Annotated in this window: 34 protein-coding genes; all 34 read left to right on the forward strand. The window is 66.6% G+C overall.

All coding sequences use genetic code 11. The features are described from left to right. Positions 1-20: 20 nt before the first annotated feature. The gene (locus CAM01S_RS06125) at positions 21-848 is read left to right on the forward strand and encodes a DarT ssDNA thymidine ADP-ribosyltransferase family protein (protein ID WP_066517733.1); all 828 of its coding nucleotides are present in this window, start codon (positions 21-23) and stop codon (positions 846-848) included. Positions 849-1306: 458 nt separating this feature from the next. Beyond that, a complete protein-coding gene (rpsJ, locus tag CAM01S_RS06130) occupies positions 1307-1615 on the forward strand; it encodes a 30S ribosomal protein S10 (RefSeq protein ID WP_055950912.1) in 309 nt (102 codons plus the stop codon). 13 nt (positions 1616-1628) lie between these two features. Then, the gene (gene rplC, locus CAM01S_RS06135) at positions 1629-2282 is read left to right on the forward strand and encodes a 50S ribosomal protein L3 (protein ID WP_066517736.1); all 654 of its coding nucleotides are present in this window, start codon (positions 1629-1631) and stop codon (positions 2280-2282) included. Positions 2283-2284: 2 nt separating this feature from the next. Next, complete coding sequence (gene rplD / locus CAM01S_RS06140; protein ID WP_066517739.1) at positions 2285-2944, forward strand: 50S ribosomal protein L4; 660 nt, start codon at positions 2285-2287, stop codon at positions 2942-2944. Continuing rightward, entirely contained in the window at positions 2941-3240 is a 300-nt protein-coding gene (gene rplW / locus CAM01S_RS06145) for a 50S ribosomal protein L23 (protein ID WP_066517741.1), read from the forward strand. The genes rplD and rplW overlap by 4 nt, the downstream gene beginning before the upstream one ends. A 19-nt stretch (positions 3241-3259) precedes the next feature. Continuing rightward, positions 3260-4099 carry a 50S ribosomal protein L2 gene (rplB, locus tag CAM01S_RS06150; protein ID WP_066517749.1) on the forward strand — a complete coding sequence of 280 codons (840 nt, stop codon included), beginning with the start codon at positions 3260-3262 and terminating at the stop codon, positions 4097-4099. A 12-nt stretch (positions 4100-4111) separates the two neighbouring features. Next, entirely contained in the window at positions 4112-4393 is a 282-nt protein-coding gene (gene rpsS, locus CAM01S_RS06155) for a 30S ribosomal protein S19 (protein WP_066517750.1), read from the forward strand. Between the two features lie 25 nt (positions 4394-4418). Next, positions 4419-4811: a 50S ribosomal protein L22 gene (gene rplV / locus CAM01S_RS06160; protein ID WP_066517751.1), complete on the forward strand. Its 393-nt coding sequence runs from the start codon at positions 4419-4421 to the stop codon at positions 4809-4811. Next, on the forward strand, positions 4811-5596 hold the full coding sequence (rpsC, locus tag CAM01S_RS06165) for a 30S ribosomal protein S3 (protein ID WP_066517756.1): 786 nt from the start codon (positions 4811-4813) through the stop codon (positions 5594-5596). The genes rplV and rpsC overlap by 1 nt, the downstream gene beginning before the upstream one ends. Positions 5597-5598: 2 nt before the next feature. Then, positions 5599-6018: a 50S ribosomal protein L16 gene (gene rplP / locus CAM01S_RS06170; RefSeq protein ID WP_066517758.1), complete on the forward strand. Its 420-nt coding sequence runs from the start codon at positions 5599-5601 to the stop codon at positions 6016-6018. Further along, entirely contained in the window at positions 6018-6347 is a 330-nt protein-coding gene (gene rpmC / locus CAM01S_RS06175; RefSeq protein WP_066517760.1) for a 50S ribosomal protein L29, read from the forward strand. Before rplP ends, rpmC begins: the two co-directional genes overlap by 1 nt. Continuing rightward, positions 6347-6640 carry a 30S ribosomal protein S17 gene (rpsQ, locus tag CAM01S_RS06180; protein WP_066517774.1) on the forward strand — a complete coding sequence of 98 codons (294 nt, stop codon included), beginning with the start codon at positions 6347-6349 and terminating at the stop codon, positions 6638-6640. The genes rpmC and rpsQ overlap by 1 nt, the downstream gene beginning before the upstream one ends. 32 nt (positions 6641-6672) lie before the next feature. Beyond that, positions 6673-7041 carry a 50S ribosomal protein L14 gene (gene rplN, locus CAM01S_RS06185; RefSeq protein WP_066517778.1) on the forward strand — a complete coding sequence of 123 codons (369 nt, stop codon included), beginning with the start codon at positions 6673-6675 and terminating at the stop codon, positions 7039-7041. Positions 7042-7044: 3 nt separating this feature from the next. Further along, positions 7045-7392 (forward strand): 50S ribosomal protein L24, encoded by a 348-nt coding sequence (gene rplX / locus CAM01S_RS06190; protein WP_066517781.1) that lies wholly within the window; start codon positions 7045-7047, stop codon positions 7390-7392. Then, positions 7392-7982, forward strand: a complete 591-nt coding sequence (gene rplE, locus CAM01S_RS06195; protein WP_066517784.1) for a 50S ribosomal protein L5 — start codon at positions 7392-7394, stop codon at positions 7980-7982. The genes rplX and rplE overlap by 1 nt, the downstream gene beginning before the upstream one ends. A gap of 171 nt (positions 7983-8153) precedes the next feature. Next, positions 8154-8552 carry a 30S ribosomal protein S8 gene (rpsH, locus tag CAM01S_RS06200; RefSeq protein ID WP_066517792.1) on the forward strand — a complete coding sequence of 133 codons (399 nt, stop codon included), beginning with the start codon at positions 8154-8156 and terminating at the stop codon, positions 8550-8552. 6 nt (positions 8553-8558) lie between these two features. Beyond that, entirely contained in the window at positions 8559-9095 is a 537-nt protein-coding gene (gene rplF, locus CAM01S_RS06205; protein ID WP_066517795.1) for a 50S ribosomal protein L6, read from the forward strand. Positions 9096-9098: 3 nt separating this feature from the next. Further along, complete coding sequence (gene rplR / locus CAM01S_RS06210; protein ID WP_066517805.1) at positions 9099-9473, forward strand: 50S ribosomal protein L18; 375 nt, start codon at positions 9099-9101, stop codon at positions 9471-9473. Beyond that, positions 9470-10177, forward strand: a complete 708-nt coding sequence (rpsE, locus tag CAM01S_RS06215; RefSeq protein ID WP_083527798.1) for a 30S ribosomal protein S5 — start codon at positions 9470-9472, stop codon at positions 10175-10177. Before rplR ends, rpsE begins: the two co-directional genes overlap by 4 nt. Beyond that, complete coding sequence (gene rpmD, locus CAM01S_RS06220; RefSeq protein WP_066517808.1) at positions 10177-10365, forward strand: 50S ribosomal protein L30; 189 nt, start codon at positions 10177-10179, stop codon at positions 10363-10365. The genes rpsE and rpmD overlap by 1 nt, the downstream gene beginning before the upstream one ends. Beyond that, on the forward strand, positions 10362-10835 hold the full coding sequence (rplO, locus tag CAM01S_RS06225) for a 50S ribosomal protein L15 (protein WP_066517810.1): 474 nt from the start codon (positions 10362-10364) through the stop codon (positions 10833-10835). The genes rpmD and rplO overlap by 4 nt, the downstream gene beginning before the upstream one ends. 130 nt (positions 10836-10965) lie before the next feature. Then, positions 10966-12288 carry a preprotein translocase subunit SecY gene (gene secY, locus CAM01S_RS06230; RefSeq protein WP_066517812.1) on the forward strand — a complete coding sequence of 441 codons (1323 nt, stop codon included), beginning with the start codon at positions 10966-10968 and terminating at the stop codon, positions 12286-12288. Continuing rightward, positions 12285-12875, forward strand: coding sequence for an adenylate kinase (locus CAM01S_RS06235; RefSeq protein WP_066517820.1), 591 nt, complete (start codon positions 12285-12287; stop codon positions 12873-12875). Before secY ends, CAM01S_RS06235 begins: the two co-directional genes overlap by 4 nt. 1 nt (position 12876) lies before the next feature. Beyond that, on the forward strand, positions 12877-13710 hold the full coding sequence (map, locus tag CAM01S_RS06240) for a type I methionyl aminopeptidase (RefSeq protein WP_066517821.1): 834 nt from the start codon (positions 12877-12879) through the stop codon (positions 13708-13710). A 206-nt stretch (positions 13711-13916) separates the two neighbouring features. Next, a complete protein-coding gene (gene infA / locus CAM01S_RS06245; RefSeq protein WP_017885509.1) occupies positions 13917-14138 on the forward strand; it encodes a translation initiation factor IF-1 in 222 nt (73 codons plus the stop codon). Positions 14139-14241: 103 nt separating this feature from the next. Further along, complete coding sequence (gene rpmJ, locus CAM01S_RS06250) at positions 14242-14358, forward strand: 50S ribosomal protein L36 (protein ID WP_066517823.1); 117 nt, start codon at positions 14242-14244, stop codon at positions 14356-14358. Positions 14359-14528: 170 nt separating this feature from the next. Then, positions 14529-14903 (forward strand): 30S ribosomal protein S13, encoded by a 375-nt coding sequence (rpsM, locus tag CAM01S_RS06255; RefSeq protein ID WP_066517827.1) that lies wholly within the window; start codon positions 14529-14531, stop codon positions 14901-14903. A gap of 9 nt (positions 14904-14912) precedes the next feature. After that, positions 14913-15311 carry a 30S ribosomal protein S11 gene (gene rpsK, locus CAM01S_RS06260; RefSeq protein WP_017885507.1) on the forward strand — a complete coding sequence of 133 codons (399 nt, stop codon included), beginning with the start codon at positions 14913-14915 and terminating at the stop codon, positions 15309-15311. Positions 15312-15498: 187 nt separating this feature from the next. Further along, entirely contained in the window at positions 15499-16491 is a 993-nt protein-coding gene (locus tag CAM01S_RS06265) for a DNA-directed RNA polymerase subunit alpha (RefSeq protein WP_066517830.1), read from the forward strand. Between the two features lie 62 nt (positions 16492-16553). Further along, a complete protein-coding gene (gene rplQ / locus CAM01S_RS06270; protein ID WP_066517836.1) occupies positions 16554-17204 on the forward strand; it encodes a 50S ribosomal protein L17 in 651 nt (216 codons plus the stop codon). 874 nt (positions 17205-18078) lie between these two features. Then, positions 18079-19002: a tRNA pseudouridine(38-40) synthase TruA gene (gene truA / locus CAM01S_RS06280; protein WP_245631554.1), complete on the forward strand. Its 924-nt coding sequence runs from the start codon at positions 18079-18081 to the stop codon at positions 19000-19002. A 54-nt stretch (positions 19003-19056) separates the two neighbouring features. After that, the gene (locus CAM01S_RS06285) at positions 19057-19560 is read left to right on the forward strand and encodes a GNAT family N-acetyltransferase (RefSeq protein ID WP_066517848.1); all 504 of its coding nucleotides are present in this window, start codon (positions 19057-19059) and stop codon (positions 19558-19560) included. Positions 19561-19724: 164 nt separating this feature from the next. Next, on the forward strand, positions 19725-20171 hold the full coding sequence (rplM, locus tag CAM01S_RS06290; protein WP_066517855.1) for a 50S ribosomal protein L13: 447 nt from the start codon (positions 19725-19727) through the stop codon (positions 20169-20171). A 41-nt stretch (positions 20172-20212) separates the two neighbouring features. Next, positions 20213-20698, forward strand: a complete 486-nt coding sequence (rpsI, locus tag CAM01S_RS06295) for a 30S ribosomal protein S9 (protein WP_066517857.1) — start codon at positions 20213-20215, stop codon at positions 20696-20698. Positions 20699-20714 lie beyond the last annotated feature (16 nt).

Here is a 20714-nt window from a genome sequence, read left to right on the forward strand (position 1 = left end):
ATGACGTACGGTTGATCCACGTGACGGACGAGTGCATCCACGGCTTCCCGACCGAACTCTGCGACATCTGCTCGCCCCGTCGTCCCGCCGAGCCAGCAGCGACTCCTGCGCCGACACCGCGTCGCCCGCGCGCCACGTCGTCGCTGCGGTCGCCCAGCGGTCCAGCCGCGGGCACCGCCTCGTCGGCCGCGAGCCGCGGTGGGTCGCGGAAGCCGGAGAGCCCCGCCGCCGCTGCGCGCGCCTTCGCGTCGCTGCGAGCGCACCACTTCACGCACATCGACAATCTGCCGGCCATCGTCGCCGCAGGCGCGCTGCTTCCGCGGAGCGCTGCCGCGCCATCCATCGACGTCGCGTCCGTCGAGCTCGTCGGCGCGCGCCGGAACGTCACCGTGCCCGAAGGAACGGCTGTCATCGACTACGTCCCCTTCGCGCTCACACCGGACGCCCTCGCCTGGGAAGCCGTCCGCAGCGGCGCGGACAGCCCCCTCTGGTCCGACGCAGCGCGTGCGAGCCGCGCTACCGACTTCGTGATCCTCGTCGTCCCGACCACCGCATTCGACGACGCCGTCGCACTCGCAGACGGCAACGCCATCGACCCCGGTGTCCGCTTCGCAACCGGTCGGGAGGCTGTTGGCAGCCTCCTGCGCCGCGCCCGTCTCACAGACCCCGAGCTGCAGAGCGTCGAACTCCTCAGCGCAACGCCTGTCCCACTGTCCAGTGTGGCTGTCGTCGGCGTGGCGAACGAGCGCAGCCGCGAAGTCGCACGCCGCACGCTCGCGGCTGCGGGTGCAACGCCCCCACGCGTTGCCGTGTTCCCGCCGTGGTTCGTCCCTGCCACAGCAGTGTGACAACACTCCGCCCGACCGCGACACGCCCGGGTTGCACGGATACCAGCGCTATGCGAGGATAGTCCGGTTCCAAATTCCGAGGGCGTTCGCGCCCTCCGGATCACTGCCCTGGCAGTGCACAGGCCCCGCGCGCAACTCCGGTTGTCGTTGACGGCAGCGCCTGGGCCGCGGGCAGCAGAACACAATCGACTCCACCTCGGGCGGTGTCGGATCGACATGTGGTCACCTCGGTGTCCACAGCCGTGACGGCCAGCCACCTGTGAGACGGCCACGTGCCGATCAGGGTGTGGCACGCCTCCGGAGCCGATATGTCCGCCTGCGGGCGGGTTCATAGGAGAACAGCGGTCATCTCGCAAGATGCGGCCGGTGATTCAGGCAAACAGTCCTGCACGTGCGAACGGAGCAGGACGGCGTCAGGCGGCCAGAGGGTGCGCGGCGCAGAGAGGAACAAGAGACACATGGCGGGACAGAAGATCCGCATCCGGCTGAAGTCGTACGACCACGAGGTCATCGACACGTCGGCGCGCAAGATCGTTGACACGGTGACCCGTGCCGGCGCGACCGTGGTCGGCCCGGTGCCGCTCCCCACCGAGAAGAACGTGGTCGTCGTGATCCGTTCGCCCCACAAGTACAAGGACTCCCGCGAGCACTTCGAGAAGCGCACGCACAAGCGCGTCATCGACATCGTGGACCCGACGCCGAAGGCCGTCGACTCGCTCATGCGTCTCGACCTGCCGGCCGACGTCAACATCGAGATCAAGCTGTAAGGGGGCGACACTGATGGCAATCGCAACCAAGACCGTCAAGGGCCTGCTCGGCAAGAAGCTCGGCATGACCCAGGTATGGGACGAGAACAACAAGCTCATCCCCGTCACCGTGATCGAGGTCATCCCGAACGTCGTGACGCAGATCCGCACCGTTGAGAAGGACGGCTACGAAGCCGTCCAGATCGCTGCCGGTGCGATCGACCCGCGCAAGGTGAACAAGCCCGCCTCCGGCCACTTCGAGGCTGCCGGCGTCACGCCGCGCCGCACGCTGACCGAGGTCCGCACCGCAGACGCCGCCGACTACACGCTGGGCCAGGAGCTCGCGGTCGACACGTTCGAAGCAGGGCAGAAGATCGACGTCGTCGGCACCAGCAAGGGCAAGGGCTTCGCCGGTGTCATGAAGCGCCACAACTTCCAGGGTGTTTCCGCATCGCACGGTGCGCACCGCAACCACCGCAAGCCCGGCTCGATCGGCGCTTCGTCGACCCCGTCGCGTGTCTTCAAGGGCATGCGCATGGCCGGTCGCATGGGCGGCGAGCGCGTGACCGTCCTCAACCTCACGGTTCACGCCGTCGACGCCGACAAGAACCTGCTGCTCGTCAAGGGTGCGGTTCCCGGGGCTCGCGGTCGTACCGTCTTCGTCCGCACCGCCGTGAAGGGTAAGTGAGCATGGCCACCACGACTGCAACCACGATCGACGTGCTCGACGCGTCGGGCGCCAAGTCCGGCACGGTCGAGCTCCCCGCCTCGATCTTCGACGTCGAGACCAACGTCGCACTGATCCACCAGGTCGTCACCGCGCAGCGCGCGGCGGCACGCCAGGGCACCCACAAGACCAAGAACCGCGGCGAGGTCCGCGGCGCCGGTCGCAAGCCCTTCAAGCAGAAGGGCACCGGCCGTTCCCGTCAGGGTTCCGTCCGCGCGCCGGAGCACACCGGCGGTGGCGTCGTCCACGGACCGACCCCGCGCGACTACGCGCAGCGCACCCCGAAGAAGATGATCGCGAAGGCACTGCTCGGCTCCCTGTCCGACCGTGCTCGCGGCGGCCGCATCCACGCGGTCGAGGCGTTCGTCGCTGCGGAGGCGCCTTCGACGAAGACCGCTCGCACGCTCATCGAGAAGATCACGCCGAACAAGAAGGTCCTGGTCGTCCTCGAGGCCGCCGACGAGCTCTCGCTGAAGAGTGTCCGCAACCTGCCGCACGTGCACGCGCTCACGTTCGGCCAGCTGAACGCCTACGACGTCCTCGTCTCCGACGACATCGTGTTCAGCAAGAGCGCTCTCGACGCGTTCGTCGCGTCGAAGACGGAGAAGGAGATCACCGCATGAGCGGCTTCAACAAGGATCCGCGCGACATCATCATCGCGCCGGTCGTGTCGGAGAAGAGCTACGGCCTCATCGACCAGGGCAAGTACACCTTCGTGGTGGACACCCGGGCGAACAAGACCGAGATCAAGCTCGCGATCGAGAAGATCTTCGACGTCAAGGTCGCTGGCGTGAACACGCTCAACCGCGCTGGCAAGACCCGTCGCACGCGTTTCGGCACCGGCAAGCGCAAGGACACCAAGCGCGCCATCGTGACGCTCAAGTCCGGTTCGATCGACATCTTCACGGCTGTCGGCTGAGGACCAAGGGAAGAACAACATGGCTATTCGTAATTACAAGCCGACGACCCCGGGTCGTCGTGGTTCGTCCGTCGCCGATTTCGCCGAGATCACGCGGTCCACGCCCGAGAAGTCGCTGCTGCGTCCGCTGCCGAAGACCGGTGGCCGCAACAGCTCCGGCCGGATCACCACGCGTCACATCGGCGGTGGCCACAAGCGTCAGTACCGCGTCATCGACTTCCGTCGCAACGACAAGGACGGCATCGACGCCAAGGTCGCACACATCGAGTACGACCCGAACCGCACCGCGCGCATCGCGCTCCTCCACTTCGTGGACGGCACGAAGCGCTACATCCTCGCGCCGAACCGCCTGAAGCAGGGCGACGTCGTCGAGTCGGGTGCCGGCGCCGACATCAAACCGGGCAACAACCTGCCCCTCCGCAACATCCCGGTGGGTACGGTCGTGCACGCGATCGAGCTTCGCCCGGGAGGCGGCGCCAAGCTCGCCCGCTCTGCGGGCGCCTCGGTGCGTCTCGTCGCGAAGGACGGCCCCTACGCGCAGCTGCGTCTGCCGTCCGGCGAGGTCCGCAACGTCGACGCTCGCTGCCGCGCGACCATCGGCGAGGTCGGCAACGCCGAGCAGTCGAACATCAACTGGGGCAAGGCCGGCCGTATGCGCTGGAAGGGCGTTCGCCCGACCGTCCGTGGTGTCGCGATGAACCCGATCGACCACCCGCACGGTGGTGGTGAGGGCAAGACCTCCGGTGGCCGTCACCCCGTGAGCCCGTGGGGCCAGGCCGAAGGCCGGACGCGCAAGCCGAACAAGCCGAGCGACAAGCTCATCGTCCGCCGCCGCAACGCCGGTAAGAAGCGCAAGTAGGAGTTGTAGAAGATGCCACGCAGTCTGAAGAAGGGCCCCTTCGTCGACGAGCACCTGCTTCGCAAGGTCGTCGCGCAGAACGAAGCGAACACCAAGAACGTGATCCGCACCTGGTCGCGCCGATCGATGATCGTGCCGAACATGCTCGGACACACGATCGCGGTGCATGACGGTCGCAAGCACATCCCGGTGTTCGTCACCGAGTCGATGGTCGGCCACAAGCTCGGCGAATTCGCGCCGACCCGCACCTTCCGTGGTCACGTGAAGGACGACAAGAAGGGCCGTCGCCGCTAACGCGGGGACGCAGAGGAGGAACGAAATGGTGGAGTCGATCGCACGCGTGCGACACATCCGCGTCACGCCTCAGAAGGCCCGTCGCGTCATCGAACTGATCCGGGGCAAGCAGGCGCACGAAGCGCTGGCCATCCTGAAGTTCGCGCCGCAGGCGGCTTCGGAGCCCGTGTACAAGCTGGTCGCTTCGGCAATCGCGAACGCGCGAGTCAAGGCCGACGCGTCGAACAGCTTCCTGGACGAGCGTGACCTCTACGTGAGCCGCGTGTTCGTCGACGAGGGCACGACCCTGAAGCGGTTCCAGCCGCGAGCGCAGGGACGCGCCTTCCGAATCAACAAGCGCACCAGCCACATCACGGTGGTCCTCGCGACCCCGGACGAGGCCGAGGTGGCCGCGACGAGCAAGAAGGCGAGCAAGTAATGGGCCAGAAAGTCAACCCGTACGGCTTCCGACTCGGGATCACCACGGACCACGTCTCGCACTGGTTCACCGACAGCACGAAGAAGGGTCAGCGCTACGCCGACTACGTGGCTGAGGACGTCAAGATCCGTCGGATGCTGTCGAAGTCCCTCGACCGCGCGGGTGTCGCCAAGATCGAACTCGAGCGCACGCGTGACCGCGTTCGCGTCGACATTCACACCGCCCGCCCGGGCATCGTGATCGGCCGCCGCGGCGCCGAGGCGGAGCGCATCCGTGCCGAGCTCGAGAAGCTCACCGGCAAGCAGATCCAGCTCAACATCCTCGAGGTCAAGAACCCCGAGACCGAGGCGCAGCTGGTCGCCCAGGGAATCGCCGAGCAGCTTTCTGCCCGTGTCGCGTTCCGTCGCGCCATGCGCAAGGGTCTGCAGGGCGCACAGCGCGCCGGCGCCAAGGGCGTTCGGATTCAGGTGTCCGGTCGCCTCGGCGGCGCCGAGATGTCGCGCTCGGAGTTCTACCGTGAGGGTCGTGTGCCGCTGCACACGCTCCGCGCGAACATCGACTACGGCTTCTACGAGGCCCGTACGACGTTCGGTCGCATCGGTGTGAAGGTCTGGATCTACAAGGGCGACATCACCAACAAGGAGCTCGCACGCGAGCAGGCGAACCAGCGTTCGTCCCGTCCCGAGCGCCGCGGCGACCGTCGTGGCCCGGGTCGCGGGGAGCGTGGCGACCGCCGCGAGCAGGCCCCCCAGGAGGCGCCGGCCGGCGCAGGAGTTGAGGCGTAAGCATGCTTATCCCCCGTCGAGTCAAGCACCGCAAGCAGCACCACCCGACCCGCTCGGGCCAGGCGACCGGTGGCACGAAGGTCTCCTTCGGTGAATTCGGTATCCAGGCCCTCACGCCGGCCTACGTGACGAACCGCCAGATCGAGTCCGCTCGTATCGCGATGACCCGTCACATCAAGCGTGGTGGCAAGGTCTGGATCAACATCTACCCGGACCGTCCCCTCACGAAGAAGCCCGCCGAGACCCGCATGGGTTCCGGAAAGGGCTCGCCGGAGTGGTGGGTCGCGAACGTCAAGCCGGGTCGTGTGCTCTTCGAGCTGTCCGGTGTGAACGAGGACATCGCTCGTGAGGCGCTGACCCGTGCAATCCACAAGCTGCCCCTCAAGGCACGCATCATCAAGCGCGAGGAGGGCGACGCATAATGGCGATCGGTTCCAAGGAGCTCCGTCCGACCGAGCTCGACACGTTCGAGGACGAGCGCCTCGTCGACGAGCTGAAGAAGGCCAAGGAGGAGCTGTTCAACCTCCGCTTCCAGTCGGCCACCGGCCAGCTGGAGAGCCACGGCCGTCTCCGTGCCGTCAAGCGCGACATCGCGCGTATCTACACGGTCCTGCGCGAGCGTGAGCTCGGCATCCGTGCCACCCCCGCCCCCGTCGAAGCGCCTGCGAAGGCCAAGCGCTCCAGCAAGAAGGCCGCCCCCGCGGCGGACGCTGCTGAGGCCACGACGACCGACGCTGCCGAGGAGAAGTAATGGCAACCGAGAAGAAGACCGAGGTCGACTCCGCGGCTGTCGTCCGCGGCTACCGCAAGACCCGCCGTGGGTACGTCACGAGCGACAAGATGGACAAGACCATCGTCGTCGAGGTCGAAGACCGCGTGAAGCACCCGCTGTACGGCAAGGTCATCCGTCGCACCTCCAAGGTGAAGGCCCACGATGAGCTCGGCACCGCCGGTGTCGGCGACCTCGTGGTGATCAGCGAGACCCGTCCCCTCAGCGCCACCAAGCGCTGGCGCCTGGTCGAGATCCTCGAGAAGGCCAAGTAGGCCGCGGCCCGCTTGAGAAATAGGAGACAGCAGTGATTCAGCAGGAATCCCGGCTCAAGGTCGCCGACAACACCGGCGCCAAGGAGATCCTCGCGATCCGCGTGCTCGGAGGCTCTGGTCGCCGATACGCCGGCCTCGGCGACGTCATCGTCGCGACCGTGAAGGACGCGATCCCCGGTGGCAACGTGAAGAAGGGTGACGTCGTCAAGGCGGTCATCGTTCGCACCAAGAAGGAGACCCGTCGTCAGGACGGCTCCTACATCAAGTTCGATGAGAACGCGGCAGTGATCCTCAAGGCCGACGGCGACCCGCGCGGAACGCGCATCTTCGGACCGGTCGGCCGCGAGCTTCGCGACAAGAAGTTCATGAAGATCATCTCGCTCGCACCGGAGGTGATCTGACTCATGGCCAAGATCAAGAAGGGCGATCTCGTCCAGGTGATCTCGGGAAGCCGCGCGAACCGCGGCAAGCAGGGCAAGGTCATCGAGGTGCTGCCGGGCGAGCAGCGCGTGGTCGTGGAGGGCATCAACTTCGCGACGAAGCACGTGCGTGTGGGCCAGACGCAGCGCGGATCGAAGACCGGCGGGATCGAGCAGCACGAGGCACCGATCCACGTGTCGAACGTCGCCCTCGTCGACCCGAAGACCAAGAAGCCGACGCGTGTCGGCCACCGTCTCGACACGGTCGAGAAGAACGGCGAGACCAAGACCGTCCGGGTCCGGTTCGCCAAGAAGTCGGGTGAGGACCTGTAATGAGCGACACGACTGCCGCGACGACTGGCACCATCCAGCCGCGCCTCAAGCAGAAGTACAAGAACGAGATCGCCAAGGCGCTGACCGAGCAGTTCGGCTACACGAACGTGCACCAGGTTCCCGGCCTTGTGAAGGTCGTCGTCAACAGCGGTGTCGGTGAGGCAGCGCGTGACTCGAAGATCATCGAGGGCGCGATCAAGGACCTCACCGCGATCACCGGTCAGAAGCCCCAGGTCACGAAGGCCCGCAAGTCCATCGCGCAGTTCAAGCTGCGCGAGGGCCAGGCGATCGGTGCGCACGTCACCCTTCGCGGCGACCGTGCGTGGGAGTTCCTCGACCGGCTGCTCAGCCTCGCACTGCCGCGCATCCGCGACTTCCGCGGTCTGAGCGACCAGCAGTTCGACGGCAACGGCAACTACACCTTCGGTCTCACGGAGCAGAGCATGTTCCACGAGATCGACCAGGACCGCATCGATCGCGTCCGCGGGTTCGACATCACCGTCGTCACCACGGCCAAGACCGATGAGGAGGGTCGCGCGCTGCTCCGCCAGCTCGGCTTCCCGTTCCGCTCCAACGAGCAGACGGTCTAAGCTACTTCGGGCGGTCCGGGCCGGAGGGAACACCCCTCCGGCCCGCCGCGCGAGAACACCTGTCCGGGCAGCCGCCCGCACAGCCCCTGATCGCCGGATCCGGCGGTCACGATCATCCAGGTCGGCACTCGTGGAACGGGTGTGGAAACCAGATGAGAACGGATACGCATCATGACGATGACCGATCCGGTCGCAGACATGCTGACCAGATTGCGGAACGCGAACTCGGCGCACCACGACGCCGTGTCGCTTCCGAGCTCCAAGCTCAAGACGCACATCGCTGAGATCCTCAAGCGCGAGGGCTACATCAGCAACTGGAAGGTCGAGGACGCACGCGTCGGTCAGACGCTGACCATCGACCTCAAGTACGGTCCCGACCGCGAGCGGTCGATCGCCGGCATCAAGCGCGTTTCGAAGCCGGGCCTCCGGGTCTACGCGAAGTCGACGGAGATCCCGCAGGTCCTCGGTGGCCTCGGCGTGGCGATCCTCTCGACGTCGTCGGGCCTCCTGACGGACCGCGAAGCCGAGAAGAAGGGCGTGGGTGGGGAAGTCCTCGCCTACGTGTGGTGATCGACAATGTCTCGAATCGGACGTCTCCCCATTGACATCCCCGCCGGCGTCACCGTGACGGTCGACGGGCAGAACGTCGCCGTCAAGGGCCCGAAGGGTGAGCTCGCGCTCACCGTGAAGTCGCCCATCCAGGCTGCGGTCGAAGACAACCAGGTCCTCGTGACCCGTCCGGACGACGAGCGTGAATCACGCTCCCTCCACGGGCTCACCCGGACGCTCATCGCGAACCAGATCCTCGGCGTCACCCAGGGCTTCTCGAAGTCCCTCGAGGTCGTCGGCACCGGGTACCGCGTGCAGGCCAAGGGCTCGAGCGTCGAATTCGCGCTCGGCTACTCCCACCCCATCACGGTCGAGCCGCCCGCGGGCATCAGCTTCGCCGTCGAGGGCAACAACCGTCTCACCGTCAGCGGCATCGACAAGCAGGCCGTTGGCGAGGTGGCTGCCAACATCCGCAAGCTGCGCAAGCCCGAGCCCTACAAGGGCAAGGGTGTCCGCTACGCCGGTGAGGTCGTCCGCCGCAAGGCCGGAAAGGCTGGTAAGTAAGCCATGGCACTCACCGTTATCCGCGGCAAGAGCAAGGCGGCCGCGAAGGCTCGCCGCCACACGCGTCTCCGCAAGAAGATCACCGGCACCGAGGCGCGCCCGCGTCTCGTCGTGACCCGGTCGTCGCGCCACGTCTTCGTGCAGGTCATCGACGACACGAAGGGCCACACGCTGGCGAGCGCATCGACGATGGAGGCCGACCTCCGTTCGTTCGACGGCGACAAGACCGCCAAGGCGCGCAAGGTCGGCGAGCTCGTCGCCGAGCGTGCCAAGTCCGCCGGTGTCGAAGCAGTCGTCTTCGACCGCGGTGGCAGCAAGTACGCCGGTCGCGTCGCCGCGATCGCAGATGGTGCCCGTGAAGGAGGGCTGAACCTGTGAGCGACATCGCGAACACCCCCACCAACCAGGAAGCTCCGGTCGAGCGACCGGTCGAGACCGCGGCCGGCTCGGCTTCGGCCAACCGTGACTCGAACGACAACCGCGGCCGTCGTGGCGGTGGCCGCGACCGTCAGCAGGGTCGTGACCGCAACAACCGCGGCAACGACAGCCAGTTCCTCGAGCGCGTCGTGACGATCAACCGTGTCTCGAAGGTCGTCAAGGGCGGTCGGCGGTTCAGCTTCACCGCGCTGGTCGTCGTCGGTGACGGCAACGGTCTCGTCGGCGTCGGCTACGGCAAAGCACGTGAGGTCCCGACGGCCATCTCGAAGGGCGTCGAGGAAGCGAAGAAGAACTTCTTCCGCGTTCCCCGCGTCGGCAACACCATCCCGCACCCGGTGCAGGGTGAGGCCGCTGCCGGTGTCGTGCTCCTTCGTCCGGCCGCCGCAGGTACCGGTGTTATCGCCGGTGGCCCCGTGCGCGCCGTGCTCGAGTGCGCCGGCATCCACGACGTGCTGAGCAAGTCGCTCGGCTCGTCGAACACGATCAACATCGTCCACGCGACCGTCGAGGCGCTCCAGCGTCTCGAGGAGCCGCGCGCGGTTGCAAGCCGCCGCGGTCTCGACGTCGACGCTGTCGTGCCTGCACGGCTGCTCCGCGCCGAGGAGGCCGCTCGCGTGGCCGCGACCGAGAAGGCGGGTGCGTGATGGCCGGCAAGCTGAAGGTCACCCAGATCAAGTCCGTAATCAGCGAGAAGCAGTACCAGCGCGAGACGCTCCGCAGCCTGGGTCTCAAGCGCATCGGCCAGACGGTCGAGCGTGAGGACAACGCCCAGAACCGCGGATATGTCGCAACGGTCGCGCACCTCGTGAAGGTCGAGGAGGTCGACGCATGAGCGACGACAAGAACGAGACGCCGGAGCGCGTGCAGATCCTCAAGGTCCACCACCTCCGTCCCGCCGCCGGTTCGAAGAAGGACCGGACTCGCGTTGGACGCGGTGAGGGTTCGAAGGGGAAGACCGCGGGCCGTGGTACCAAGGGTACGAAGGCGCGCTACCAGGTCAAGGTCGGCTTCGAGGGTGGGCAGATGCCGCTGCACATGCGCACCCCGAAGCTCCGCGGGTTCAAGAACCCGTTCCGTGTCGCCTACCAGGCGATCAACCTGGAGAAGCTCGCCGAGCTGTACCCGGACGGTGGCACCGTCACCGTCAGCGACCTCGTCGCCAAGGGTGTCGTCCACAAGAACGAGAAGGTCAAGGTTCTCGGCCAGGGCGACATCAGCGTGAAGCTCGATGTCACGGTCGACGCGGTCTCCGGCTCCGCCGAGCAGAAGATCGTCGCGGCAGGCGGCACCGTCACCAAGTAATACCCGTCGGCGGCCCGTGCGATTTGTGCACGGGCCGCCGTTACGGTTTCCTTGACACGATCGGCGTTGTCGGTTCTGCTGGAATCTCGTCTGGCAGAAGACCGAGCCGGTCCAGAAGTTCGGAGACATCGTGTTCAGAGCGGTCGCGCGGATCCTGCGCACCCCGGATCTTCGGAAGAAGATCGGCTTCACTCTCGCGATCATCGCGCTGTTCCGCCTCGGGTCGTACATCCCGGCGCCGTTCGTGGACTACTCGAGCGTGCAGTCCTGCCTCGCCGCGGCGAGCTCATCCTCGGGGCTCTACCAGCTCATCAACCTGTTCTCCGGCGGCGCGCTGCTGAAGCTCTCGGTCTTCGCGCTGGGCATCATGCCCTACATCACGTCGTCGATCATCGTGCAGCTCCTGCGCGTCGTGATCCCGCACTTCGACGCCCTCTACAAAGAAGGGCAGTCCGGCCAAGCCCGGCTGACGCAGTACACGCGCTATCTCACGATCGCGCTCGGCGTGCTGCAGTCCACCACGCTGATCACGGTGGCTCGATCAGGTGCGCTGTTCGGGACGTCCGCGTCGAGCTCCTGCTCCACGATCATCTCGAACTCGAGCTGGTACGCGATCCTCCTCATGGTGGTCACGCTGACCGCCGGGACCGGCCTCATCATGTGGATGGGCGAGCTCGTCACAGAGCGCGGCATCGGCAACGGCATGTCGCTGCTCATCTTCACCTCGATCGCGGCACAGTTCCCGTCGGCGCTGTGGAGCATCGAGCAGTCGCAGTCGTTCGAGCTCTTCCTGCTCATCATCCTGATGGGCATCGTGATCATGGCGCTCGTCGTGTTCGTCGAGCAGTCGCAGCGGCGCATCCCCGTCCAGTACGCGAAGCGCATGGTCGGGCGCCGGACGTATGGTGGCAACAACACGTACATCCCGATCAAGGTGAACATGGCCGGTGTTGTTCCGGTCATCTTCGCGTCCTCGCTGCTGTACCTGCCGGCGCTGATCGCGCAGTTCAACCAGCCGCCGGCGGGCAAGCAGCCCGCGCCGTGGGTCACCTGGATTCAGAACAACCTGACCACCGGCGACAGTTCCTTCTACATGGTGCTGTACTTCCTGCTCATTGTCGGCTTCACCTACTTCTACGTCGCGATCACGTTCAACCCTGAAGAGGTCGCCGACAACATGAAGACGTATGGCGGCTTCATCCCGGGCATCCGCGCGGGTCGGCCAACTGCCGAGTACCTCGACTACGTGCTGACGCGGATCACGCTTCCGGGTTCGATCTACCTCGGCCTGATCGCATTGATCCCGCTGGCGGCGCTCGCCCTGTTCGGCGCCAACCAGAACTTCCCCTTCGGAGGCGCGAGTCTGCTGATCATCGTCGGCGTCGGTCTCGAGACGGTCAAGCAGATCGACTCGCAGCTGCAACAGCGTCACTACGAGGGGTTGCTGCGATGAGCGCTCGGCTGATCATCGTCGGGCCTCCCGGCGCGGGCAAGGGCACGCAGGCCGGCCGAATCGCTGCCGCGTACGGCGTGCCAGCCATCTCGACCGGCGATATCTTCCGGAAGAACGTTGCCGACGGCACGCCGCTCGGAAAGCAGGCGAAGGCGATCATGGACGCGGGCGACTACGTTCCGGACTCGCTGACGAACGAGCTCGTGAAGTCGCGCCTTGCTGAGCCCGATGCGGCGGAGGGCTTCCTGCTCGACGGGTACCCCAGGACCCTCGGCCAGGTCGATTTTCTCGACGCCCTGCTCGCCGACCAGGGCGCTGCGATCGACGCGGTGATCCAGCTCGTGGCAGATCAGGACGAACTTGTTCGGCGCCTCCTGAAGCGAGCACAGGAGCAGGGTCGGACCGACGACAACGAGCAGACGATCCGTCGGCGCCAAGAGGTCTACATCGAGCAGACCGCACCGCTTGTCTCCGCCTACGACGCCCGAGGCATCGTGCTCGCGGTCGATGGACTCGGTGACCCCGACACCGTCGGTGACCGGATCGCCGCTGCCCTCGCGGGGCGGGGACTGACGGCCGGCGTCTGAGGTGGCGCGCGTTCGGAAATCCGCTCTCTACAAAACGCCCGACGAGCTGCGCGCGCTCGTGCGACCCGGCCTGGTGACGGAATCAGCCCTTCGCGCCGTGCGGGACGCGATCGTCCCTGGAGTCCGTACCGCTGAACTTGACGCGATCGCCGAGCGAACGATTCGCGATGCCGGGGGCGTCCCGAACTTCCAGTTGGTTCCGGGCTATCGCCACACGATCTGTGTGTCGGTCAATGACGAGATCGTGCACGGCATTCCCGGCGATCGAGTCCTCCGTGCGGGCGACATCGTGTCGATCGACGCCGGAGCGGAGGTGGATGGGTGGAACGGCGACAGTGCGTTCACGCTTGTGGTGCCGGGCGGCGATGCGTCGACGGCGGCCGCTCGGAACGCGCTGAGTGCCACCACTGAGAACGCGCTGTGGCACGGGATCGCTGCGCTCGCGTTCGCGAAACACCTCAACGAGATCGGGAGCGTGATCGAGCAAGCGATCGACGAGACCGGCGAGTGGGGGATCGTGGAGGACTACACCGGGCATGGCATCGGCCGCTCCATGCACGAGGATCCGCCGGTCTTCAATTACTCGGTTCGGGGCAACGGGCCAGCGGTGCGACCAGGCCTCGTCGTCGCGATCGAGCCGATGGTGACCGCCGGCACGATCGATAGCGCCACCGACCCCGACGGCTGGACCGTGCGCACGCTGGATGGGTCCGATGCTGCCCACTGGGAGCACTCCGTCGCCGTGCACGCGCAGGGCATCTGGGTGCTCACCGCATCGGACGGCGGCGCGGCGGGTCTCGAACCGCTCGGCGTCACGCCGGTGCCGATCCCGTAGGACCGAGCCGCGCCTCCAGTCCGGGATCGCGATCGCGTCGAAGGGCTCGCCCTCCGCGAACGGGAGGCTGCACCGGCTTGGCAAAACCGCTCGCTACCACATAAGATCGATCTTTGGTGTGTCATGCCCTTTTTGGCGTGGCGTCCGACCCGCAGACCGGCTCGGGAATCACCGCACACGACAGTCAACCAAGCGACAGTGAGGCTATGGCCAAAAAAGACGGTGTCATCGAGATCGAGGGCTCGGTGCTGGAGGCGTTGCCCAACGCGATGTTCCGCGTTGAGCTCACCAATGGACACAAGGTTCTCGCGCACATCTCCGGGAAGATGCGCCAGCACTACATCCGTATCCTCCCCGAGGACCGCGTGATCGTGGAGCTGAGCCCATACGACCTGACCCGCGGCCGGATCGTCTACCGCTACAAGTGATCGTCGTTCGTGCGTCATCAGACGCGCGTGCGGTCCCTGAGCTGGAAAGGAACGGCTCGACGAACCCGTCGAGCACGAAGCCAGCGAGATCAAGGAAACGAATATGAAGGTCAACCCCAGCGTCAAGCCCATCTGCGAGCACTGCAAGGTGATCCGCCGTAAGGGCCGCGTCATGGTGATCTGCAAGAGCAACCCGCGCCACAAGCAGCGCCAGGGCTGATCGGGCGCCGTCGCTCGTCGACGGCGGTCCGGTGCCACAACTCAATACCGATCTGCAGCGTCAGAACCCGTCCGAACCTCTGTTGAGGGTTCGGCCGGGGGACACCCCGGGGCGGAGGCCCGAGCACCGATGCTGCACCAAACCTCCATCACCAACAGGAGCAGCCAGACATGGCACGTCTAGCAGGCGTCGACATCCCGCGCGAAAAGCGCGTGGAGATCGCACTCACGTATATCTACGGCGTCGGCCGTACCCGTTCCCTCCAGACGCTGAAGGAAACCGGGATCTCCGGCGACATCCGCGTCAAGGACCTGACCGACGACCAGCTCGTCGCGTTGCGCGACTACATCGAGGGCAACTTCAAGGTTGAGGGTGACCTCCGCCGTGAGGTCGCCGCCGACATCCGCCGCAAGGTCGAGATCGGTAGCTACGAGGGTCTCCGCCACCGTCGCGGTCTTCCGGTGCGCGGTCAGCGCACGAAGACCAACGCGCGCACCCGCAAGGGACCGAAGCGCACCGTGGCAGGCAAGAAGAAGGCCCGATAGGAGATCACCATGGCTACCCCGAAGACTGCCGCTCGCAAGCCGCGGCGCAAAGAGAAGAAGAACGTCGCCGTGGGCCAGGCTCACATCAAGAGCACGTTCAACAACACCATCGTCAGCATCACCGACCCGTCGGGTGCCGTCCTCAGCTGGGCGTCCTCCGGCGCCGTCGGGTTCAAGGGCTCCCGCAAGTCGACGCCGTTCGCCGCGCAGCTCGCCGCCGAATCGGCCGCGCGCCAGGCGCAGGAGCACGGTGTCAAGAAGGTCGACGTCTTCGTCAAGGGTCCGGGCTCGGGCCGCGAGACCGCGATCCGTTCGCTCCAGGCCGCTGGCCTCGAGGTCGGGTCTATCAACGACGTCACCCCGCAGGCGCACAACGGCTGCCGGCCGCCGAAGCGCCGCCGCGTCTGAGCCGATGAGCAGTCGGCCGCGCCCTACGGCCCTCCACGGAGCGTCGTAGGGCAGCGGCCATTCCTGGTCGTTCGATCGCGCACAGCACGTGCGCGTGATCACAACTCAACAGACCCGTCGGAGCCCAGAAGCGCCGACGTACCGCCAAGTGTCATATAGCGGACACTTCGCCGAAAGGAATTCCACAGTGCTCATTGCACAGCGCCCCACCCTGACCGAAGAGCCGATCTCCGACTACCGCTCGCGGTTCGTCATCGAGCCGCTCGAGCCGGGCTTCGGGTACACGCTCGGCAACTCGCTGCGTCGCACCCTGCTGTCCTCGATCCCCGGCGCCGCCGTCACCAGCATTCGCATCGACGGCGTGCTGCACGAGTTCAGCACGGTCCCCGGTGTCAAGGAAGACGTCACCGAGATCATCCTGAACATCAAGAGCCTCGTTGTCTCCAGCGAGCACGACGAGCCGATCACCGCGTACCTGCGCAAGCAGGGTGCCGGTCAGGTCACGGCTGCGGACATCTCCGCGCCGGCCGGCGTCGAGATCCACAACCCGGAACTCGTCATCGCCACCTTGAACGACACCGCAAAGTTCGAGCTCGAGCTCACCATCGAGCGTGGCCGTGGCTACGTCTCGGCCACGCAGAACCGCTCTGAGTTCAGCGAGGCGGGCCAGATCCCGATCGACTCGATCTACTCGCCGGTCCTCAAGGTCACCTACCGGGTCGAGGCGACCCGCGCAGGCGAGCGCACCGACTTCGACCGCCTCGTGGTCGATGTCGAGACGAAGCCGGCGATCTCCCCGCGCGACGCGATCGCGTCGGCCGGTCGCACCCTCGTGGAGCTGTTCGGTCTCGCCCGTGAGCTCAACACGGCGGCCGAGGGTATCGAGATCGGCCCGGCGCCGGTCGACGCGGTCCTCTCGAACGAGCTGCAGACCCCTATCGAGGACCTCGACCTCTCCGTCCGGAGCTACAACTGCCTCAAGCGCGAGGGCATCAACACGGTGTCCGAGCTCGTCGCCCTGTCGGAGACGCAGCTCATGAACATCCGTAACTTCGGTCAGAAGTCCGTCGACGAGGTCAAGGACAAGCTCACCGAGCTCGGTCTCTCGCTCAAGGACACGGTTCCCGGTTTCGACGGCGCCCACTTCTACAGCGGGTACGACGAGGACGAGTCGAACTGACCTCAGCAACGCTTGTGCGCTGCTGACGCGGTGCGCACTACTTTCACCACTGGAGAACTGACATGCCCAAGCCCACCAAGGGACCCCGCCTCGGTGGCGGACCCGCCCACGAGCGCATCCTTCTGTCGAACCTCGCGAACGCGCTGTTCACGCACGGTCGGATCACGACCACCGAGACGAAGGCCAAGCGCCTCCGTCCGGTGGCCGAGCGCCTCATCACCTTCGCGAAGCGCGGCGATCTGCACGCGCGCCGCAAGGTGATCAGCGTTCTGCGTGACAAGAGCGTCGTCCACACGCTCTTCACCGAGATCGCCCCGCAGGTCGCCGACCGTCAGGGTGGCTACACGCGCATCACGAAGCTCGGATTCCGAAAGGGCGACAACGCGCCGCTCGCGTCGATCGAGCTCGTCCTCGAGCCGGTTTCGGGCACGCCCGCACCGGTGAACAGCCGTCGCCGGTCGGCCGGTGCCAACGGCTCTGCAGCCGCTGAGGTCGCTGAGACCGCCGCGGCCGAAGAGACGGCCGCCGAGAGCGCCGAGGCAGAGGACACGGCCGCCGAGGAGGGGTCCTCGACGAACGAGGCAACGGAGGCCGCTGAGGTCGAGACGACCGACGCCGTGGAAGAGTCCGAGCCGGTCGCCGCCGAGGATGAGACGCCGGCTGCCGCCGAGGTCGAGGCTGACGCCGCCGAGAAGGCCGACGACGCCAAGTAGTCCCGAACGAAACAGCTGTGCCCTCGCCGACTGGCGGGGGCACAGCTGTTTCATCCCGCCCGTGGTCCGTGCCCGCGAGCAGGAGAGTATCGCGAACCAGCCGAAGGCCCTGCCAACGCCTGCTCGTCCTCGGGGTGAGCCTCCTGTCGTGACGGTCCGCGACGACTTCGAGCGCCGCTCGGGCTAGCTGCCCTTGCGTCGCTCGTGGCAGTGATTCGAGTCTGACGGGGCACGGTCCGAGCGCTGGTGTGCAGTCGGAGAGGGTGCAGTCGGGACGGGTCCAGGCGTCGCCGACGAATCGGATGCAGTTGCTCGAAGCACACGGCCGCGCGACAGTGCGATGACGTATCTCCGGAAGCCCCGCGCGTTGGCAAGTGCCGCGTGATTTCGCCACAGGTAGGTCTCGTAGAGCGGCGTCAGGATCGCGACTGCTCCCGCGTAGCACAGTGCGAGCGTGGCCATCCCATTCGCACACGACAGGACGGCGACCGCAACAGAGATCCCGGCGAGCGCGGTCAATTCAGCGCGACGGAGCACCGGAACGCGACAGCGCGAGGCAATGACTGCGACCGACAGTCCGAGACCGAGCCCGCATGCGATTTCAGCTGCAGGCATCACCGGCAGTCCCTATCCGCGGGGCGCGAGACGGTTGACTCGCGTGCAATCGACACAAACCTTGCTCCTCTCCGTGCGCCAGCGCCGCGCCGAAACGGCGCTCGAATGCAACACGAAACATATCAGCGGAGTCGCCTTGTCTCCTTGTGAGCGGGCAAGGCCCCGAAATCGCTGTCGAGCGACCGGTCTGCATCCCGAGATTGTGAAGTGAGATCAATCCGGCTCGCCCGCCGACCGAGCCCCCAGTACCGTGGTGCGTGTGAACGACGTGACTGGGGCGGTGCGTCTCCGCCTCGATATCGCGTATGACGGCAGCGGCTTTTCCGGGTGGGCACGGCAAACGGACCTCCGGACCGTGCAGGGGGTCCTCGAGGCGGCGCTCGCGACGATCGTTGCGCGTCATGGGGCGGCGCCGACGATCACGGTCGCCGGTCGCACCGATGCGGGGGTGCACGCGATCGGACAGGTGGCGCACGTCGATCTTGACGCGGACCAGTGGGCTTCGCTACGTCGACCGCATCGTTCCAAGGGAGCGGCGGCGGCGCATATCGCTCCCGAGTCCGCGCTCCGGAAGCGACTGAACGGGATCGCCGGACTCGACAGCGACGTCGTCGTCACGCGAATCTCGATTGCACCGGCCGGATTCGATGCCCGGTTCTCGCCGATCTGGCGGCGGTACGAATATCGAGTGGCGGACACCAGCGCGGTTCGCGATCCACGGCGCCGCGGGCACACGCTCTGGTACCCGGCAGCGCTCGATGAGCGTGCGATGGAGGCCGCGGCCCTGACGCTCCTCGGTCTCCACGACTTTGCGACGTTCTGCAAGCCGCGCGACGGCGCGACGACCATTCGTACCCTGCAGGAGTTCCGCTGGACACGTGACGCGGACGGCGTGCTCGTCGCCGCGCTGCAAGCAGACGCGTTCTGCCACAGCATGGTCCGCGCGATGGTGGGCGGTGCGCTCGCCGTCGGCGAGGGCACGTTGGAGCCGTCCGCGCTCGACGTGCTCCGACGCGCGGAGACGCGCACAAGCGCGTTCAAGGTCGCACCGGCGAAAGGGCTCACCCTCGTCGAGGTCGGGTACCCGCCAGACGACGAGCTTGCCGCGCGGGCGCAGCAGACGCGGGCGCGACGGGCATCGCCCGGAACCGGTGTACCGGCGGTCCCGACGCCGACCGGGTAGCTGCACGAGACGAGCCCGACCAGTGCTGGCCCGCCGAACCCCTAGCCTGGTCAGATGACCATTCGTGCTGCCGAGCCCCGCGATGTCCCGCAGATCCTCGAGCTGATTCGCGATCTCGCCGAGTTCGAGCGCGAGCCGGAAGCCGTCGTCAACACCGAGTCGCTCATGCACGCGATGCTGTTCGGACCGAACCCCAAGGTGTTCGCGTTCGTGATCGATGCGCCGGATCAGCCGTCGCAATCGGCTGGGAGGCTCGCCGCCATCGCCGTCTGGTACCTCACCTACTCCACGTGGACGGGTGTGCACGGAATCCATCTTGAGGATCTCTACGTTCGCCCCGAACATCGCCGAGCCGGGTACGGCAGGGCAATGCTCGCGCGACTCGCCGAGGAGTGCACGTCGGAGGGGTACGCCCGGCTGGAGTGGGATGTCCTCGACTGGAACGAGAATGCGATCGGCTTCTATGCGGCGATCGGTGCCCAGTTCAAGGATGATTGGCGGACGTGTCGCCTGGATGGGCACGCCCTGGAGGCAGTCGCAACCACCGCCTCCGTTTGACCGACTCGCAGTGATCCGGTAGCCTCGACCATTGGTCTGCGCGCCACGTGCGCCGGACTGTCAGATGGGCCCTCCATCGGGGTGTTCCTGCTGTGTCTGCAGCGCGAACCTCCACCGGAGCGGGATTCACGGACACCTCACCTCGACACGAAAGCAGCACACCTGTGACTCGCACGTTCTCACCGAAGCCGGCTGACGTCCAGCACGACTGGGTCGTCATCGACGCGACCGATGTCGTGCTCGGCCGCCTCGCCTCGCACGCCGCCGCGATCCTCCGTGGCAAGCACAAGGCCACGTTCGCCCCGCACATGGACATGGGCGACTATGTCATCGTCATCAACGCCGAGAAGGTCGCGCTGACCGGCTCGAAGCTCGCCCAGAAGAAGGCCTACCGCCACTCCGGGTACCCGGGCGGCCTGACGGCGACCAGCTACACCGAGCTCCTCGAGAAGCACCCGACGCGCGCCGTCGAGAAGGCGATCCGCGGCATGCTGCCGAAGAACTCGCTCGGTCGTCAGCAGCTGAAGAAGCTCAAGGTCTACGCGGGTGCCGAGCACCCGCACGGCGCCCAGCAGCCCAAGCAGTACACCTTCGACCAGGTCGCGCAGTAACGACGGCCACGACGACTTCGACTTCCAAGGACAACGAACTCATGGCTCAGATCGCCGACTCCATCGACCAGACCCCGGAGAGCTACACGACCGAGAGCGCGCCTGCCGCGTCCGAGTCCGCTCCCCGCCAGATCCTCAACGTCTCCGGCGCAGCCGTCGGCCGCCGCAAGGAGGCCATCGCCCGCGTTCGCCTCGTGCCGGGCTCCGGCACGTTCGCGGTCAACGGCCGCTCGCTCGAGGACTACTTCCCGAACAAGCTGCACCAGCAGCTCATCAACGACCCGTTCAAGGTGCTCGAGCTCCTCGGCTCCTACGACGTGACGGCGCGCATCACGGGCGGCGGCCCCTCGGGTCAGGCCGGTGCGCTGCGCCTCGCGATCGCGCGTGCGCTCAACGAGATCGACCGCGAGAACAACCGCCCGGCCCTGAAGAAGGCCGGCTTCCTGACTCGCGACGCTCGCGTCATCGAGCGCAAGAAGGCCGGTCTCAAGAAGGCCCGCAAGGCGTCGCAGTTCTCGAAGCGCTGATCGCGCTCCTCCGGGA

The organism is Curtobacterium ammoniigenes NBRC 101786, assembly GCF_001571045.1.
GTDB lineage: Bacteria > Actinomycetota > Actinomycetes > Actinomycetales > Microbacteriaceae > Curtobacterium > Curtobacterium ammoniigenes.